The organism is Granulicatella balaenopterae (assembly GCF_900111135.1).
Lineage (GTDB): Bacteria > Bacillota > Bacilli > Lactobacillales > Aerococcaceae > Granulicatella > Granulicatella balaenopterae.
Genome location: NZ_FOGF01000044.1, coordinates 1 through 16,859 on the forward strand (window position 1 = coordinate 1; position 16,859 = coordinate 16,859).

Genomic DNA, 16,859 nt, shown 5'->3' on the forward strand with positions numbered 1-16,859 from the left:
AAGCACCTGTTGTTTCTTCGCTCGACTTGCATGTATTAGGCACGCCGCCAGCGTTCGTCCTGAGCCAGGATCAAACTCTCATGAAAATTATTTCACGAGCTTTTGAAAGCTCATTATTGTTTTGTTGCTGACTTATATTTGTTTTATTTCTATTATAAAAAGAAATTGATAGTTTGCTTCATTCAAAATGAAGCCCCTACACATTTGGTTCGTCTTCTTTGTTCAATTTTCAAAGTTCAATTCGTTGTCTCGCTGACAACTTCTAAATAATACCATGTTTGATTTAACTTGTCAACACTTTTTTGAAAATATTTTTAAATTTTATTTTTAAAAACTTTTCTTTAGAAAATGTTTTCTGTTTATTCCAAACAGTAAAACTATGATACCTTATTTCATTGATTGTTGTCAATACTTTTTTAAAACTTTTTTAATTTGTTTTTGTTTCATATCAATGTTTACTGCGTTTCTCAAACAGTAACGTAATATTATCATGAAAACAGCCATAGTGTCAATAAGTTTTTCGATGTTTTTTTATTTTTATCTAGAGTTTTTTTAAATTGCAATCTATCGCTATTCATCAATTATCAATCATGGACTTTATAAGTTTTTTCTTTAGTGGTTATATTTTCACTGTGATATTTTATCGGTGGTTCTGTTAAAAGTAAAAAAAAGAGAGCTTAAAAGCCCCCTTTTGTTGGTTACGATATTAGATTATAGGCGTTCGTTTAATTCTTTAGCTAAATCTTCAAATCCTGGTTTGCCTAATAATGCGAACATATTTTTCTTGTATGCTTCTACACCTGGTTGGTCAAATGGATTTACGCCATTTAAGTATCCTGAAATACCTACTGCAATCTCAAAGAAGTAGATTAAGTGTCCTAAAGTATAAGCTGTCATATCCGGTATTGTTACTAATAAATTAGGTACATCTCCATCTGTATGTGCTAATAAAGTTCCTTGGTAGGCTTTTGTATTTACAAAGTCCATATCTTTTCCTTCTAAGTAACCTAAGCCATCTAAATCTTCTGTTTGCGCTGGAATCATTACTGTTTTGCGAGGAGTGTCCACCTTAATAACTGTTTCAAAGATGTTACGACGTCCTTCTTGGATATATTGGCCAAGAGAGTGTAAATCTGTTGAGAAGTTAGCACTTGATGGGTAAATTCCTTTTTGGTCTTTACCTTCAGACTCGCCAAATAATTGTTTCCACCATTCTGAGAAGTATTGTAATGATGGTTCATAATTGATTAATAATTCAGTTACTTTACCTTTTCTATATAGCAAGTTTCGGATTGCTGCGTATTGGTATGCTTCATTTTCTTTTAAGTCAGAGCTTGAATATGCATCTACTGCATCGCTTGCACCTTCCATTAATGCGTCAATGTCTGCACCTGTTACAGCAATTGGTAATAATCCTACTGGTGTTAAGACTGTGAAACGTCCACCTACGCTATCAGGGATAACAAATGTTTGGTAACCTTCAACGTCTGCTTCGCTTTTTAATGCACCACGAGCACGGTCAGTTGTTGCATAAATACGGCTAATAGCTTCTTCTTTACCATATTTTTTAATTAATAAATCTTTAAATACACGGAAAGCAATAGCTGGTTCAGTTGTTGTTCCTGATTTAGATATAATGTTAACTGAGAAATCACGATCACCAATTAATTGGATTAAATCGTGTAAATATGTTGAGCTAATGCTATTACCTGCAAATAATACTTGTGGTGTTTTGCGTTCTGATGCTGGTAAGTGGTTATAGAATGAGTTATTTAAGAAATCAATTGCTGCACGAGCTCCTAAATAAGATCCGCCAATACCAATAACAACTAAAACTTCTGAATCACTTTGAATTTTTTTAGCTGCTGCTTTAATGCGTGCAAATTCTTCCTTGTCGTACGATTTAGGTAAGTTAACCCAACCAGTGAAATCACTACCTGCGCCTGTTCCTTCACGTAAATCTTTATCAACAGCAGTTACTTGTGATTGTAAGTAATCCACTTCATGTTGGTCAAAGAATCCTAATGCTTTTGAATAATCAAATGAAATATGTTTCATTTACTTTCCTCCTCAATAATCTATTACTGAAATTTAGCTAGAACTTTATTTCATGGTTATTATACCAGTATTTCTCTATAATTGCGAAAAGTTTTACTCAGTTTTCAAGCATTTTCTTTTTCGTTTTTGTTTTCATTTTTGCTTTCAACAAATTCACGCTTAGCTTCTTCAATCCATTTTGGCATTTGTTGTTCTAAGCTGACAAATCCAATTGATGGTGTATAGCGTTTTTTACGTCTTTTGCGTTTGGCAGGTTCACTTGGTGTATCAAGAGATTGTAAGGCACGCATTGATAGACTAATCTTTTGTGTATATTCATCTATATCGATAATTTTTGCTTGGATAATATCTCCTACTTTTACAAATTCTTGTAGATTTTCCATATAACCATGTTTACATTCTGAAATATGCACTAATCCTTGCGTTTCTTCATCTAATGATACAAAGACACCATATGCTTGGATACCTGTTACAGTTCCGGTTAATATATCACCGATTTTATACTTTAAAGTCATTTTTAGCCCTCATTTCTTCTGGCTTATAATACAGTCATTTTTTCGATTTTAACGTCTTTTAATGGTTTATCTTGTGCATTTTTTTCTACTGTTTGGATTGCTTCAACAACATCCATTCCTTCGATTACGCGTCCAAATACTGTATGACGGTGATCTAACCATGGAGTCCCACCATTTTTAGCATAGTCTTCAATGATTTCTTCTGGCCAACCACCATCTTTTAATTGTTGTAGCATTGTTGCTGGTACGTGTTTTGCGGTAACGATAAAGAATTGACTACCATTAGTGTTCGGTCCAGCATTAGCCATTGATAAGCTACCATATAGGTTAAATACTTCACGGCTAAATTCATCATTAAATTTGCCACCCCATGCAGATTCACCACCCATTCCTGTTCCTGTTGGGTCGCCACCTTGAATCATAAAGTCTTCAATAACACGGTGGAAGATAACATCATCATAATAACCATTTGTTGTGTGAATTAAAAAGTTTTCAACTGTTTTTGGCGCTTGTTCTGGAAACATTTCTAAAATAATTGTCCCCATAGTTGTTTCCATTTTTACTTTTGGATTTGTTTCTTGTGCTTCGATTAATTGTGGATATACTGTCATAATATCATTCTCCTTTAAATTTTATCTAGTTAACTACAATTCCCATTAAAACACATTCTAACGTTTTTTTCTAGTTCAACAATTTTATCTTGTACGATATTTCTTTTGTTTTTTTTCGTAAATTCGTGGTATAGTTATATGTACAAGAAGAAATCGGATGGTGATTAGTTTATGGGTTTATTATCAAATTATCCACTAATGGCTGCGGTGTGCTCGATTTTATTTGCTCAATTCATTAAATTTCCTATTGCACATATCAAACGCAGCAAAAATGCATCCTTATCGATTATGACTTCGACTGGCGGTATGCCTAGTTCTCACTCTGCTGCAGTTACTTCACTCATTACAGCATTAGTCTTACAAAATGGCTTTGATTCACCCTATGTTGCAATTGCTACTACTTTTGGGATGATTGTCATGTTTGATGCAATGGGTGTTCGTCGTCAATGCGGGGAACAAGGTGTATTAATTAGCCGCATATTCGATGAGTATACTAAAAAGAATGGACCAGTTTTACCTGATATCAAATTAAATGATGAAGAAGCTATTGATAATTTATTAGAAGAAGATGATAGTTTAATTATCAAAAAATATTTAGGTCATAAACCGTCTGAAGTTTTAGCGGGTGCTATTACAGGGATTATTATTGCATTTTTATTAAGCAAATTCTTTTTATAGAAATTTACACTAGGAGGATCTACATTGGATACAAAAGAAATCATGGATATTACAATTATTGGGGGTGGACCAGTTGGTTTATACACTGCCTTTTATGCTGGGTTACGCCAAGCTAAAGTAAAAATTATTGAGAGTTTACCTCAATTAGGTGGTCAGCCTGGAATGTTATATCCAGAAAAAATGATTTATGATATTCCTGCTTACCCTGAAATTATGGCAGGGACATTAATCACGAATTTAAAAAAACAATTGTCACGTTTTAAAGATACGACCATTTGTTTAGGCGAAGAAGCTTTCCAATTAAAGAAAGTTGATGATATTTTTGAAATTACGACAACTAAAGCAACTCATTATAGTAAAGCAATTATTATTGCTTGCGGGAATGGTGCTTTTAGACCGCGTCGTTTGGAAATTGAAAATGCTGAACTATATGAGAATACAAATTTACATTATTTCGTGAATAATATCGAACAATTCCGCAATCGTCGTGTAGCAATTTGTGGGGGTGGCGATTCTGCAATTGACTGGGCCTTAACTTTAGAACCTTTAGCAAAAGAAGTTCATGTTATCCACCGTCGCAAACAATTCCGTGCGCAAGAACATAGTGTGAATCAAATGCTTGAATCAGATATTCATGTCTTAACACCCTTTGTTCCTTTGCGAATTAATGGTGATGGTAAGACTTTATCATCAGTTACTTTTAAAGAAGTACGTGGTGAAAAAGCAGAAACTATTGAAGTTGATGATTTCTTAGTCAACTATGGCTTCTCGTCATCTATTGGTGGCTTAAAAAATTGGGGCTTTGAAGTTGAGCGTAATTCAATTATTACCAATAGCAAAACAGAAACAACTATTCCTGGAATTTATGCAGTTGGCGATATCGCTACTTATCCTGGTAAAGTTAAAATGATTGCATCTGGTTTTGGTGAAGCTCCTACAGCGGTTAATAATGCTGTATCATTTATCAATCCAGACGAGCGTGCACATCCAATGCATAGTACATCATTATTCTAATAGTAAATTTTTAACAGTAACTCTTTAATGAGTTGCTGTTTTTTTATGCTGTATTTTTTGTACTGGGTGATGATGTATTTGTTGATGAGTCTTTTGGGGCTACTAATAGTTTTTACAAAAATTTCTTCAAACAAAAAACTCCCCCACTAGCTAATTACTAGTAGAGAGAGTCCTTTTATCTATTTATTTTTGCTTTACGCCTAACCATTAATTCTAAACTAATCGCTAGTACTGTAAATAATCCTAAAATTAATACAAAGCACATCATAAAATATTGTTCTGGCAATGCCAAAATAATCGGATCATACTTAGGATCAAATAGCCAAGTAGTATTTCTAAACATTAACTTATGAAATAGTAAAAATGCATCACGGAAAGTAACGCTTCCTACGATAGCTAATGATAATGGAGTGACAATCATCCACCAAAATGGCTTAATGTAATACCAATATGTCTTTTGTTGCTTCATCTGTTGTAGTAGCCAATACGTTACCCCTCCCAAAAGCGGTACACAGGCTAAATCTAATAAAAATAATTGTTTTACATCACGAAAATGCTGTAAACCATTAGTTGAACTAGAGAAATCTGGCATCTGTAAATGACTATCAAAGGGATTAATTAAATACTGAATTAACACTTGATAATTTTTAGTAAGTATCTCTTTTGAAAATCCTGTTTGCTCTTCAATTGAAAACCAATCAATCGCCAGACTATATAATGGTGTAAGTACAATAACCACCGCAATCGAAAAGCTTAATAAAAATAATGCCATACAAATTGTTTGTAAGCTAATTTTTAATGATTGATGATTCATAAATTATAACTCCCAATGCGTTAAATCTTCTACAATATGAGTCGGCTGGGCTTCTACAGTTACTAAATCCTCACGTGATGAAAATCCTGTTAAGACCATTAATGTATCCATAGAAACATTAACCCCCGCCATAATATCAGTTGTATAATTATCACCAACCATCACGATTTCTTCTTTAGTTAAAGCTTGTTTACCAGCTGCTTTTAATTGCTCATTCAAGTGGTGAATAGCCCCTTCCATAATAACTGAACTTGGCTTACCAATAATCACTGGTTCTTGTCCTGTTGAGCATCTTAAAAAGGCAGTTGTTGCACCTGAACCTGGGCATAATCCTTTTTCATTTGGAATATTTGAATCGATATTTGTCACTACAAAAGCTGCACCATTACGAATTGCTAAAGTTGCTTTTTCTAATTTTTGATAGTCTAAATTGATATCTAATGATTGTAAGACAACATCTGGATTGTTATCGACTAAGGTAAAGCCCGCTTCGACTAATTGTCCTCTTAATGACTCTGAACCTAATAAGAAAATTTTCGCACCTGGATGATGTTCTAATAAATAATCCACTGATGCTACAGCACTTGTATACACTTGATTTGCTTCTACTGTTGTATCGTAGTGATTATGTAATTTATCTGCTACTTGTTGGGTTGTTTTGGTGGCATTATTAGTTACAAATAAAAAAGGAATGTCTTTTTTTTGTAGTCTTTTAATAAATGCTTCCGCACTTGGAATACGATTTTTACCCATATACATTGTGCCGTCTAAATCGATGAAATATGCTTTATATTCTTGTTTCATAATTGCCCTCCAAACAATTTATTTTGTTTCTCTAATTTTGAATTGTTTTTTACGATTTTTATTTGTTGGACCTTTTGCTGGTACTTTGACAGGTGTTTTATGGTTTTTTGGCATTTGTGCTTGATCGCGTTCTTTAATTTGGAAATTTCTTGCTGTTTTTTTATTTTTTGGATTACGCGGTGAAGTATCTTTTTTCTTTTTATTAGTTGGAGCGAACTGTTCAGAACGTTTTTTCGTTTTCTTATCATTTTGATAAGCTTTTTTGTTCTTATTATTTGAATTGTTTGAACGTTTTTTATGTTGTCGTTTTTCAAAGTTTTTAACTGTTCTTTCTTCAATTGGAACTGGAACATCACGTTTAATGACAAAATACGAGCAGCCAAAATTACAAAATTCATATAAATAATCTTGTAAATATTGAATTTTCTTTTCATAAGTTACTTGTTTCGCATCATCTCGAAAGAAACCTTTTAAACGTAATTGCTCAAAGCCCCAATCACCAACGATATAATCATACTTATCTAAAACATCATGATATCGCCCATTCAACGCTTCTGCATTAAAGCCATCACGATAATTTTCGATTAGTGTATAAGCAACTCCTTGAATCGTTAAATGCTCTTTATCAATCATTTCTACATATTGTGGGACTGGTTCAACAGAAGAATCTGCTACTAAGCTTTCCCCATCAACTGTTATCTCATTAAGAGCTTCTTTTATATCTTTTTCTGTGATCGTTACCTTTTTTTGTTTATCTTCTTTCACTTAGCCACCTTCTTTTCTATCCATTATTTATAAACCAAATTGCTCTGGTCATCTTTTGTAAATCTTCCGGTGTTAATTCGATTTGAATACCACGTTTGCCACCCGATACACGAATAGTCTTTTGTTCTTTTGCAACTTCATCGATATATGTTGGGAATTGCTTTTTCATACCGATTGGTGAACAGCCACCACGTACATAGCCCGTTAATTTTTCTAGATCTTTTACTGGAATTAATTCAACTTTTTTATTACCTGATACTTTTGCTAAGGCTTTGAGATTCAATTCCATATCGCCTGCCACACAAGCTGCAAGATAGCCTGTCTTATCACCGTGCAATACAATGGTTTTATAGATTTCTTCAGGTGAAACTCCCATATCATGCGCCACATGCATTGCGTCTAGATTCTGTTCATCCCACTCATATTCATGAACAGTATAAGGAATTTTCTTTTGTTCAATCATCCTAACTGCATTTGTTTTTATTACTTTCTTCTTCAAAATAACACCTACTTTAATTATTTTATCATACTTTTTTTATGAATTCAGATTTTTAGTTCGACTAGTCATGCGTGGTACACCATATTTAACTAAATATTCTAATTCATCATACATTGCAGCAATAATTCCTTTATCGGTTACTGCCACTAAAATATCACCCGGTTGTAAGACAACATCACCCTTTACGATTTCTTCAACAGCTCCACGGCGAATTGTTGCTAAAATAACTTCTTTTGGCCAAGCGATTTCTTTAATTTGTTTGCCTACTAAAGGACTTTCCACAAAAATTGGTACTTCAAATGTAGTACGACGACCTTCTTTATGACCCATATGTTCACCAGTAATTTGTTCGGCTAATTTTTCATAAATTGGTTCCACACGTAATAAATCTGCTACGATAAATGCTGATAAAGTACAAATTCCCAGTGGCATCAATTGATTCAACCCGCCTACCATTTCTGTTACTAATAATAGAGCAGTTAGTGGCGCTTTACCAATTGAGGCAAAATATCCTGCCATCGCAAAAAAGACAAAACTTACTAAAAATTCTTCTGGAACACCACAATAAGTAATCACAATTTTACCATAAATTAACCCTAAAATTGCTCCTAAAGATAAGATTGGTAAAAAGATTCCCCCTGGTAAACCACTACCATATGAGACCATTGAAAAAATAAAACGAACAATAAATAATAGCATTAAAAAACTAATTGTCGGATTACCTTCTACTAATTCTAAAATTAATTCTCCGCCTCCACCTAAAAAATCAGGTCGCAAGATCCCTAATGGAATAATCGCTAGCATTGAGATAATCCCATAATAATAATTGGGTACTTTTGGTAATGCCTTGGCAAAAATTTTCTTTAAAGCAACTGTATTTCGTTGGTATAACCAACCAGCAAAACCTAAGAAAATCCCTAAACCAATAATATAACCATAAAATCTTAAAGGAAAACGTTGATTATTCACTAAACTTAACGCTGGAGCCACACCAAAAATCGTTTGTGCCACAAAATTACTCACTACCGCAGCCGTTAAAGTTGTTACCGCAACAATTGGACTAAAGGTATGATGAACTTCTTCTAAAACGAACATTAACCCAGCAATCGGTGCATTAAAAGCAGCTGCCAAACCAGCTCCCGCCCCACTTGAAATTAATACATTTTCTTGCGAGCGTGGTTCATGTAATACCTTAGCAAAACCTTGACCAACACTAGCTCCTAGTTGAATGGAAGGACCTTCACGACCTAATAACAAACCAGAACCAATTGATAGTAAACCACCAACGAATTTTTGCCATAAATCCATCCACCAATTAAGCGGCAACTTCCCTTGAATATGTAACTCTACCTGTGGAATCCCACTACCTTTAATATTTGGATTTTTTTTAACTAATTGACCTAGTAACAAACCTACAGCAATTGTTAGCGGAATCCAAGCTAGTAACCAAAGTGGTTGATATTGCATCACTTGATAGACACTAACTACCCAACTTAAAATATGCGAAATTGACATCCTAAATAGACTAACAATCACACCAGCAACTGCCCCAACACAGGCCCCAACTCCAATATACCAAACCTTTGAATGCAATGATGAAATAATTTTATGCTTACCCACAATACTCCTTCTTTCCAATTATTCTGTTGTCAATTATAACAAATATTTGTTTCATTTTATATGAAATACCATTTTTATCCTGTTCTTTTATTTGTATGATAATAGCAAAAAGCTAGAGCATCTCTACTCTAGCTTTCCCCCTGACTGCTCCCACGGGCAAGCCCATGGGGTTCTGATTATCAAGTATAGCTTGTAATCGTACATCATTTTCAGATTTTGGAGTTACAAGTGTAAATCTATTTAAATCAGAACTTTCATTACCAAGCGGTCCAACGACCACATTAGCGGTAAATTTCTGCTTTTCAGCAAAGAAGTACAATCAAAAACTGATTTTTAATCAATTCCAACTTCTTGACGAACAACATCACTAATGCGTTCAACATATTCATGGCATAATTCATCAGTTGGTGCTTCAACCATTACACGAATTAATGGTTCTGTTCCACTAGGGCGAACTAAGACGCGTCCATTACCATCCATTTGAGCTTCAACAGCTTCAATAACTTCTTTGATTGCTGGTACTGACATCACATTATTTTTATCAGTTACACGAATATTAACTAATTCTTGTGGATAAGTTGGTACTTCTTGAGCTAATTCACTTAATGGTTTGCCTGTTTCTTTCATTACAGCCATTAATTGAATCCCTGTTAATAATCCATCACCTGTTGTATTTAAATCTAGGAAAATAATATGTCCTGATTGTTCGCCACCAAATGTATAACCATTTTTACGCATTTCTTCAACAACATAACGGTCACCGACTTTAGTTTGTAAAGCAATCATACCTGATTCTTCCACAATTTTATGGAAACCTAAATTACTCATTACTGTTGAAACAATTGTATTTTTAACTAATTTACCTTGTTCTTTTAAGTATTTACCACAAATGTACATAATTTTATCGCCATCAACGATTTGACCATTTTCATCAATTGCAATACAACGATCCCCATCACCATCAAAGCTTAGTCCTAATTGTGCTTCTTTTTCAACGACAAATTTTGCTAAAGCTTCTGGATGTGTTGAACCAACGCCGTCATTAATATTGACGCCATTTGGTTTAACACCCATTGTATAAAAGTCTGCATCTAAGTCTGCAAATAAACGTGTTAATAGTGGTGCAGTTGCGCCATTTGCGCCATCTAATGCTACTTTCATGCCTGAAAAGTCGCCTTCGATAGTATTTTGTAAGAATTGTGAATATTTTAAGCTACCTTCTAAATATTCATCAACTGTTCCTAATTCACCTGTTGCTGGTCTTGGTAAAGTATCTTCATCAGCATCTAATAGTGCTTCAATTTCTAATTCAGTATCATCTGATAATTTAAAGCCATCTGCTCCAAAGAATTTAATCCCATTATCTTGTGCTGGATTATGTGAAGCTGAAATCATAACCCCAGCTACGGCTCCCTGTACACGAGTTAAATACGCAACTCCAGGTGTTGGAATAACACCTAACTGCATAACTTCAATCCCAACAGATAATAAACCAGCAATTAAAGCATGTTCTAATAATTGACCTGAAATACGTGTATCACGACCAACTAAAACTCTAGGATGCTCTCCTTCAGATTGTTTTAATAAAACATATCCTCCAAAACGCCCTAATTTAAATGCTAATTCTGGTGTTAACTCAGAGTTTGCTACACCTCTGACACCATCTGTTCCAAAATATTTTCCCATTTTTCATTCTCCTTCGTTATTCCTCAATAATAACAATTATTGATTCGATTGATTTGATTGAATTTGTTTTTTTGTATGTTCCTCTTCTGTAACAACTTGATTATTACTTGATGAATTTTCTGAACTTTCTTGTTCGGATTCTGTATTTTGTTTTTCTTCTGAACTCTCTGCACCTGAACTCTCTGTATCTGAACTTGACTCACTATCTTTTACACTGATGATTAGATCAATTTGACTTGGAATAACTGTCTCAATATTTTCTGGCGCTGCTAATTCAATAGTTCTTGTTTCTGACTTAGTAAATTGACTAATATCAACAGTTAGTGGTAAATAACTAATGCTATTTAATACTTGACGATTAGCGACTAATGTTACTTGTGTTTTAGATAATTTTAATTGGAAATCATTTGTTGCTGAACCAGTTTGAATAATTTTAATCGGTACAACTTTACTAATGGCCGTAATCGGCACATGAACTTCCACTGTTTCTGGTTCAACTTTTACGTCTAATGCCGTTCCTGAAGCATCAATCGCCTCAACTGGAGCAGTAACCATATAATCTGTTTTAGTCTGTTCCGTTAATATCACACGTGCAACAACACGATCAACTTGATTAATTAATGATTCTGAACCACTCACTTTTACCGATTCTGGTTGAGACTCCGCATCACCTTGTTCATAGACATCAGATAATGCTTTACTATCTACTTCAATCTCAACTGGTTTTGTAATGGTTTTCTTCTCTTCAATCACTATTTCTGACTCTGCAGGTGTAACCGTTGCTGTAACTCCCTCATTTAAACCTGTTACCTTATACGTAATGATATGCTGCCCAGGTCCTAATTGATCTAAATCTGGTGTTTCAACACGAAAAGCATTATTTGTTGTAGCTAGTAAAACCTTTGTGCTATTGCCTTCCAAACGAACGGTCACTGTTTCTGGTAAACCACTAACAGTATATGTTGTTTGATCCATATTCACAATGACTGGCACATTAGAGACTAATTGCGAATTCGAAACATTGACTACACTACTTGTTTGCGATGGATTCTTTAATTCCCTCGCATATGCAAATAACATAATCGCAATTAAAAACGAACTAATTACTAAAAACCACTTTTTATTAATGATTTTATTAATCATTTTTTGACCCCCCTTTTAGGAAATCAACAATCGAATGAAATACAATATCTTTTTTAGACTGTTCCTCATCCGATACAAAATGCTCACTTAAAATTGTGACAAATTCTTCTGGTGATAATTGACGCTGCAATTGATCTTTATATGCGATGCTTACATCACCAGTTTCTTCTGAAATAACAATCGTCACCGCGTCTGTTACTTCACTTAAACCAATAGCCGCACGATGCCTTGTTCCTAATTCTTTTGGAATCAACATATTTTCTGATAATGGTAAATAACATGATGAAGCAACTATTTTACAATCCCTGATAATCGTTGCGCCATCGTGTAATGGAGTATTGGGAATAAAGATATTCGTTACTAATTGATTACTAATTTTTGAATCAATCATAATCCCTGTTCTAATATACTCTTGTAAACTATTAGACTTCTCAATACAAATTAATGCACCGATGCGACGTTTTGCCATATACTGAACGGAAGTATTTAATTCTTCAATCATTCGTTCAGCCTGATTAACACTATGATGCTTTTTACTAAATAGATTTGTACGACCGATATGTTCTAACCCTCGTCTAATTTCAGGTTGAAAAATAATAATCGACGCAATCACTCCCCATTGAATTACTAAATTAATAATCCAATCAAGTGTTGTTAATCCTAAAGTATAACTAATCAGTTTCGTTAAGGCTATAACTAGAATCCCTCTTATTAAATGAACAGCTTTTGTCCCTTTAATAATTTCTAATAATTTATAAATTAAAAACCATACCACTAATATATCGATGACATTTCGAATGGTATCCCATGACATAATAGCTTCTTTGAAACTAGGCATACTTTCCCCCTCTTTCTTGGTATCTTAACCTCATTATTATACCATAAATTTATTTTTAGCAAAGCCCTTTCAGCAAACCAGCATCCACTAGTAACTCTCTCCAATAAGATTAGTACGCTTCATTATCATAAACTGAACCTATTTTCACTTTTGTAATAACTATTTTTAACATAAAACTTCGATAGATTCACCAGCTATTTTGATATACAAAAAAAGCGAGATGATAATCATCTCACTTACCTGTCTTATTACTGGGGTAGCTGGATTCGAACCAACGCATGACAGAGTCAAAGTCTGTTGCCTTACCGCTTGGCCATACCCCAATGGTAATGGAGGGGGGCAGATTCGAACTGCCGAACCCGAAGGAGCGGATTTACAGTCCGCCGCGTTTAGCCACTTCGCTACCCCTCCATAGCTATTAAATTGTTTGTTGCATTTCTGCTACTTCAATATAATAACCTATAATGAAAATATATGCAAGTACTTTTTAAAAGTTTTTTTGATTTTTTTGATTTCTAACAAATTCTTGTAAATCTTTAGCTTTTTTTACTTGTCTAAAGTCCTTATTCCGCCTTAAGGTAAAATAATCCGGCACTGGATCTTCTCCACCTGTAATAAATGGATGACAGCGTAGGATTCTACCAATTCCCATAATACTACCCTTTATTACACCGTGGTGTTTAATCGCTTGAATAGTATAATTTGAGCAACTTGGCGTATAAATACAACTTGGTGGAAACATTGGGGAGATAAATCGTTGATAGGTACGCACCAATCCTATTGCTAATTTTTTAAACATCTTCGCCTCTTTCTTATAACAAATTCAGAATATATTGAATGCCTTTTAAGCCAATAATCGTATAGAGATATAATGTTGCTGGTTTTGCTAGAAAACTAATAGCTACAAAGCGTTTTAGACTCATTTTACTAAGACCTGCTACCATACATAAAAAATCATCTGGAAAACCTGGCAATATAAATGCGCCAATTAGGAAACGCTCAAATTTTTTGTCATTTGCTAAATAGGCTATATATTTTTGATAGGTCTTTTCGCTAACAAACGCTCGAGCAAAAGAATATCCATATTTTCGTGCTAAAATAAAATTACAAATCGAGCCAATCATAATCCCAGTAAAATTATAGATAAATCCCCATAACGGTCCAAATAAAACATGCCCCACCATACAAGTTACCCCTCCTGGAATAACTGGATAAATCACTTGTGTTATCTGAACAACTATAAATAACAATGGGCCATAAATTCCAATCCGAGCAATGAAGTTTTGGAATGGTCCTCCTACTGAAAAATATTGCGTCGTTGAAATTTGATAGCCAATAAAAATTGTTAGCACTAAACCAATAATCGTTACTAAACGAATTAATCGACGGTTCATTTGTAATTTTTTATCTTCTATTGAATCAATCACTAATAGCCCTCCCTTTTACCGCTAAACTCCTTGTTCCTATAGTATAGCAAGCTTTCAAAAAAAGAGAATCGGCCTTTAGACTGACGAATCCTTCATCAAGGGACTTATGACATCCAAGGCTTATCAATCGTCATATGTTGCGAAAAAGCCTCTTGGAAACGCCATTCATTCAAACGTTTCTTACGTCTTTCTTGGTATCCTTGACAAATAAAAATCTCTTCTGGTGTTTCAGGAACAACTTTTGGTAAAGTAAAGTCAATTTCCCCATCTTTTGGTAAGGCTACAAATGTCCAAAAACTAGTCGCTGCTAAATACCGTTCACCAGTTAAAAGATTTTCACCTATAATTTTAAAAAAGATTTCTACACTTGTTTTTCCTGCTCCAGAAGCAAAAGTCTCAATGCAAACAGAATGCCCCATTGGTAAAGGCTTCAAAAAACTCATCGCATCAATCGAAGCCGTCACAGCATCACGACGACAATGACGACCTACTGAAATAGAAGCACAATCATCCATTAAACGCGTTAATTGGCCACCAAATAATGTATTATGCATATTCGTATCAAATGGGAAAATACGATGCGATTGAACAGCACGACTTTCCTTACAGGTTTTAGCTTCTTCCATATTTGTATCCCCTTATTTTTTAGTTTTGTTATTATAAGAAAAGCACTCGCCTCTTGACTAAGTGCTTATAAACTATTGCCCTTGCAATTGATTAATTTGTCGTTCTAAATCTTCTAAACGTTCATCTTGTAATTCTACTTTCTTTTCTAATGATTCAATCTCTGACTCTTGAATTAAATTATGTTGATGCTCTTTTCTTCCACCAACAAAATTATATAGATACACCGAACCAAAGACAACCGCTACTATCACAAACAAATAAATCCATGCACTATAGCGAATAAGATAACTAGTAAAAGAATTACCTAAATCTTCCACATCAATCCTACCCTTATCTTGCTTTTTATGTAACGTCATATTTTCCCCTCCACTCTATTGTACATTATAGCCATTTTAGTTAGAAATGTAAATTAAGTGCCTTATTACACAAATATTTTCTTTATTTCAAAAAACTGCTCTTTTCATCTCACCAAAAAATGATTGATATTTAGGTGGATTTCGTAAAATAGTCAACTTTGTGTTTTAATACGTTGATAAATTCTTGACTAAAAAGCGGATACACGTTATTGTTAATTTACTTAGATAGATACTATCTTGATGTAAAACACAGGAGGTAATAATAATGAGCTGGAAAATTATTGTTGATTCTAGTTGCGACTTAAAGCAATTAAACAACCTTGCTCCAAACACACAATATAAAAATGTTCCCTTAACCTTAAAAGTTGGTGATCATGAATTTATTGATGATGAAAACTTAGATACTAAAAAAATGCTAGCAGAAATGTATGCATACGAAGATCGTGTCACATCTTCTTGTCCTAGTCCAAATGCCTATTTAGAAGCATTTGAGGGCGCTGATAATATTATTTGCATGACTATTTCATCTAAATTATCAGGAAGCTATAATAGTTGTGAATTAGCAAAATCACTATATTTAGAAAATCACCCAGAAGCTAATATTTTTGTACTGGATACATTATTATGCTCTGGACCAATTAGTATTTTAGCTGAACAAATTAACCAATCTATCGCCAAAGGGTTAACTTTTGATGAAGTGGTAGCTGATTTACAAGCTAATCTAGAAAAATCAAAAATTATTTTCGTTTTATCTTCATTAGATAATTTAGTGAAAAACGGACGAGTGAATCACCTCGTAGGAAAAGTTGTTGGCTTATTAAATATTCGTTTAATTGGCCAAAATAATGATGGACAAATTGATATGATTCATAAAGCACGTGGACAGAAAAAAGCCCTAGCAACTGTTGTTAGTGAAATGGAAAAAAATAACTTCAATGGTGGTCGTGTCTATTTAAATCATGTGGATAACTTAACTGGGTGCCAATTATTAGAAAAATTAATCTTAGATAAATTCCCTACTGCGGATATTACAATTGAAGAAGCTGGTGGTTTATGTAGCTTCTATGCCGAAGAAAATGGCTTATTAATTGGTTATCAAACAAAATAGATATTTTTAACGTTACAAGTATCGTTCTTGTAGCGTTTTTTATTACGGATAACATGCTTCTCCTAGCAGCACGGGCGCAGCTTTCATTCACAACTAAAGCCAAATAACTTCCACTACCTTCAAGCACTTATCCACAAAAAAACTACCCTAGCTTATTTGCTAGAGTAGTTTTTTATTATTTGTAGTGTTATTATTAACAATTGGCTCTTCGTCAAGTAGTGTTGTTGAGGAATTATTAAAAGAAATCTGAAAGATTTATATTAGGGCTTAGTGGACTTGTTTACCACACAAAAGAG

18 protein-coding genes, 2 tRNA genes and 1 rRNA gene are annotated in these 16,859 nt (G+C 33.9%); 3 read left to right on the plus strand and 18 right to left on the minus strand.

Annotation, left to right across the window (positions count from 1 at the left end; all coding sequences use genetic code 11):
* The 4 genes from BMX09_RS08405 to BMX09_RS08420 all read right to left on the minus strand — a co-directional run.
* Window positions 1–86: ribosomal RNA gene (locus tag BMX09_RS08405) — 16S ribosomal RNA — on the minus strand; the annotation flags it as partial.
* Between the two features lie 625 nt (window positions 87–711).
* Complete coding sequence (locus BMX09_RS08410; RefSeq protein ID WP_089747645.1) at window positions 712–2,058, minus strand: glucose-6-phosphate isomerase; 1,347 nt, start codon at window positions 2,056–2,058, stop codon at window positions 712–714.
* A 104-nt stretch (window positions 2,059–2,162) separates the two neighbouring features.
* Window positions 2,163–2,573, minus strand: coding sequence for a CvfD/Ygs/GSP13 family RNA-binding post-transcriptional regulator (locus tag BMX09_RS08415; RefSeq protein WP_089747647.1), 411 nt, complete (start codon window positions 2,571–2,573; stop codon window positions 2,163–2,165).
* Between the two features lie 23 nt (window positions 2,574–2,596).
* A complete protein-coding gene (locus BMX09_RS08420; protein WP_089747650.1) occupies window positions 2,597–3,184 on the minus strand; it encodes a peptidylprolyl isomerase in 588 nt (195 codons plus the stop codon).
* A 171-nt stretch (window positions 3,185–3,355) separates the two neighbouring features.
* Here BMX09_RS08420 and BMX09_RS08425 point away from each other — a divergent pair, with 171 nt between their 5' ends.
* Both BMX09_RS08425 and BMX09_RS08430 read left to right on the plus strand, forming a co-directional pair.
* Entirely contained in the window at window positions 3,356–3,862 is a 507-nt protein-coding gene (locus BMX09_RS08425; protein ID WP_089747652.1) for a divergent PAP2 family protein, read from the plus strand.
* A gap of 42 nt (window positions 3,863–3,904) precedes the next feature.
* The gene (locus BMX09_RS08430) at window positions 3,905–4,876 is read left to right on the plus strand and encodes an NAD(P)/FAD-dependent oxidoreductase (RefSeq protein ID WP_218138939.1); all 972 of its coding nucleotides are present in this window, start codon (window positions 3,905–3,907) and stop codon (window positions 4,874–4,876) included.
* 175 nt (window positions 4,877–5,051) lie between these two features.
* On the opposite strand, the gene BMX09_RS08435 is transcribed toward BMX09_RS08430, so the two are convergent.
* The 14 genes from BMX09_RS08435 to BMX09_RS08505 all read right to left on the minus strand — a co-directional run bounded on the left by BMX09_RS08435 (window position 5,052) and on the right by BMX09_RS08505 (window position 15,455).
* Complete coding sequence (locus BMX09_RS08435) at window positions 5,052–5,690, minus strand: TIGR01906 family membrane protein (RefSeq protein WP_089747656.1); 639 nt, start codon at window positions 5,688–5,690, stop codon at window positions 5,052–5,054.
* 3 nt (window positions 5,691–5,693) lie between these two features.
* On the minus strand, window positions 5,694–6,494 hold the full coding sequence (locus BMX09_RS08440) for a TIGR01457 family HAD-type hydrolase (protein WP_089747658.1): 801 nt from the start codon (window positions 6,492–6,494) through the stop codon (window positions 5,694–5,696).
* 18 nt (window positions 6,495–6,512) lie between these two features.
* Window positions 6,513–7,259: a YutD family protein gene (locus tag BMX09_RS08445; protein WP_245711159.1), complete on the minus strand. Its 747-nt coding sequence runs from the start codon at window positions 7,257–7,259 to the stop codon at window positions 6,513–6,515.
* Window positions 7,260–7,275: 16 nt separating this feature from the next.
* Window positions 7,276–7,761 (minus strand): Cys-tRNA(Pro) deacylase, encoded by a 486-nt coding sequence (ybaK, locus tag BMX09_RS08450; RefSeq protein WP_089747660.1) that lies wholly within the window; start codon window positions 7,759–7,761, stop codon window positions 7,276–7,278.
* Window positions 7,762–7,794: 33 nt separating this feature from the next.
* Complete coding sequence (locus tag BMX09_RS08455) at window positions 7,795–9,378, minus strand: ClC family H(+)/Cl(-) exchange transporter (RefSeq protein WP_245711160.1); 1,584 nt, start codon at window positions 9,376–9,378, stop codon at window positions 7,795–7,797.
* Between the two features lie 333 nt (window positions 9,379–9,711).
* Window positions 9,712–11,064: a phosphoglucosamine mutase gene (gene glmM, locus BMX09_RS08465; protein ID WP_089747663.1), complete on the minus strand. Its 1,353-nt coding sequence runs from the start codon at window positions 11,062–11,064 to the stop codon at window positions 9,712–9,714.
* A 36-nt stretch (window positions 11,065–11,100) separates the two neighbouring features.
* Window positions 11,101–12,207 (minus strand): CdaR family protein, encoded by a 1,107-nt coding sequence (locus BMX09_RS08470; protein WP_089747665.1) that lies wholly within the window; start codon window positions 12,205–12,207, stop codon window positions 11,101–11,103.
* Window positions 12,200–13,045, minus strand: a complete 846-nt coding sequence (cdaA, locus tag BMX09_RS08475; protein ID WP_089747667.1) for a diadenylate cyclase CdaA — start codon at window positions 13,043–13,045, stop codon at window positions 12,200–12,202. The genes BMX09_RS08470 and cdaA overlap by 8 nt, the downstream gene beginning before the upstream one ends.
* A 251-nt stretch (window positions 13,046–13,296) precedes the next feature.
* A tRNA-Gln gene (locus tag BMX09_RS08480) sits at window positions 13,297–13,368 on the minus strand.
* Between the two features lie 7 nt (window positions 13,369–13,375).
* Window positions 13,376–13,456 (minus strand) — tRNA-Tyr (locus BMX09_RS08485).
* A 76-nt stretch (window positions 13,457–13,532) separates the two neighbouring features.
* Window positions 13,533–13,844, minus strand: a complete 312-nt coding sequence (gene yidD / locus BMX09_RS08490; protein WP_089747669.1) for a membrane protein insertion efficiency factor YidD — start codon at window positions 13,842–13,844, stop codon at window positions 13,533–13,535.
* A gap of 13 nt (window positions 13,845–13,857) precedes the next feature.
* Complete coding sequence (locus BMX09_RS08495; RefSeq protein WP_089747681.1) at window positions 13,858–14,439, minus strand: TVP38/TMEM64 family protein; 582 nt, start codon at window positions 14,437–14,439, stop codon at window positions 13,858–13,860.
* Between the two features lie 137 nt (window positions 14,440–14,576).
* Window positions 14,577–15,098: an acyl-CoA thioesterase gene (locus tag BMX09_RS08500; protein ID WP_089747671.1), complete on the minus strand. Its 522-nt coding sequence runs from the start codon at window positions 15,096–15,098 to the stop codon at window positions 14,577–14,579.
* A 72-nt stretch (window positions 15,099–15,170) separates the two neighbouring features.
* Window positions 15,171–15,455 carry a hypothetical protein gene (locus BMX09_RS08505; RefSeq protein WP_089747673.1) on the minus strand — a complete coding sequence of 95 codons (285 nt, stop codon included), beginning with the start codon at window positions 15,453–15,455 and terminating at the stop codon, window positions 15,171–15,173.
* A gap of 265 nt (window positions 15,456–15,720) precedes the next feature.
* Here BMX09_RS08505 and BMX09_RS08510 point away from each other — a divergent pair, with 265 nt between their 5' ends.
* Window positions 15,721–16,563 carry a DegV family protein gene (locus tag BMX09_RS08510; protein WP_089747675.1) on the plus strand — a complete coding sequence of 281 codons (843 nt, stop codon included), beginning with the start codon at window positions 15,721–15,723 and terminating at the stop codon, window positions 16,561–16,563.
* The last annotated feature ends 296 nt before the right edge of the window (window positions 16,564–16,859 follow it).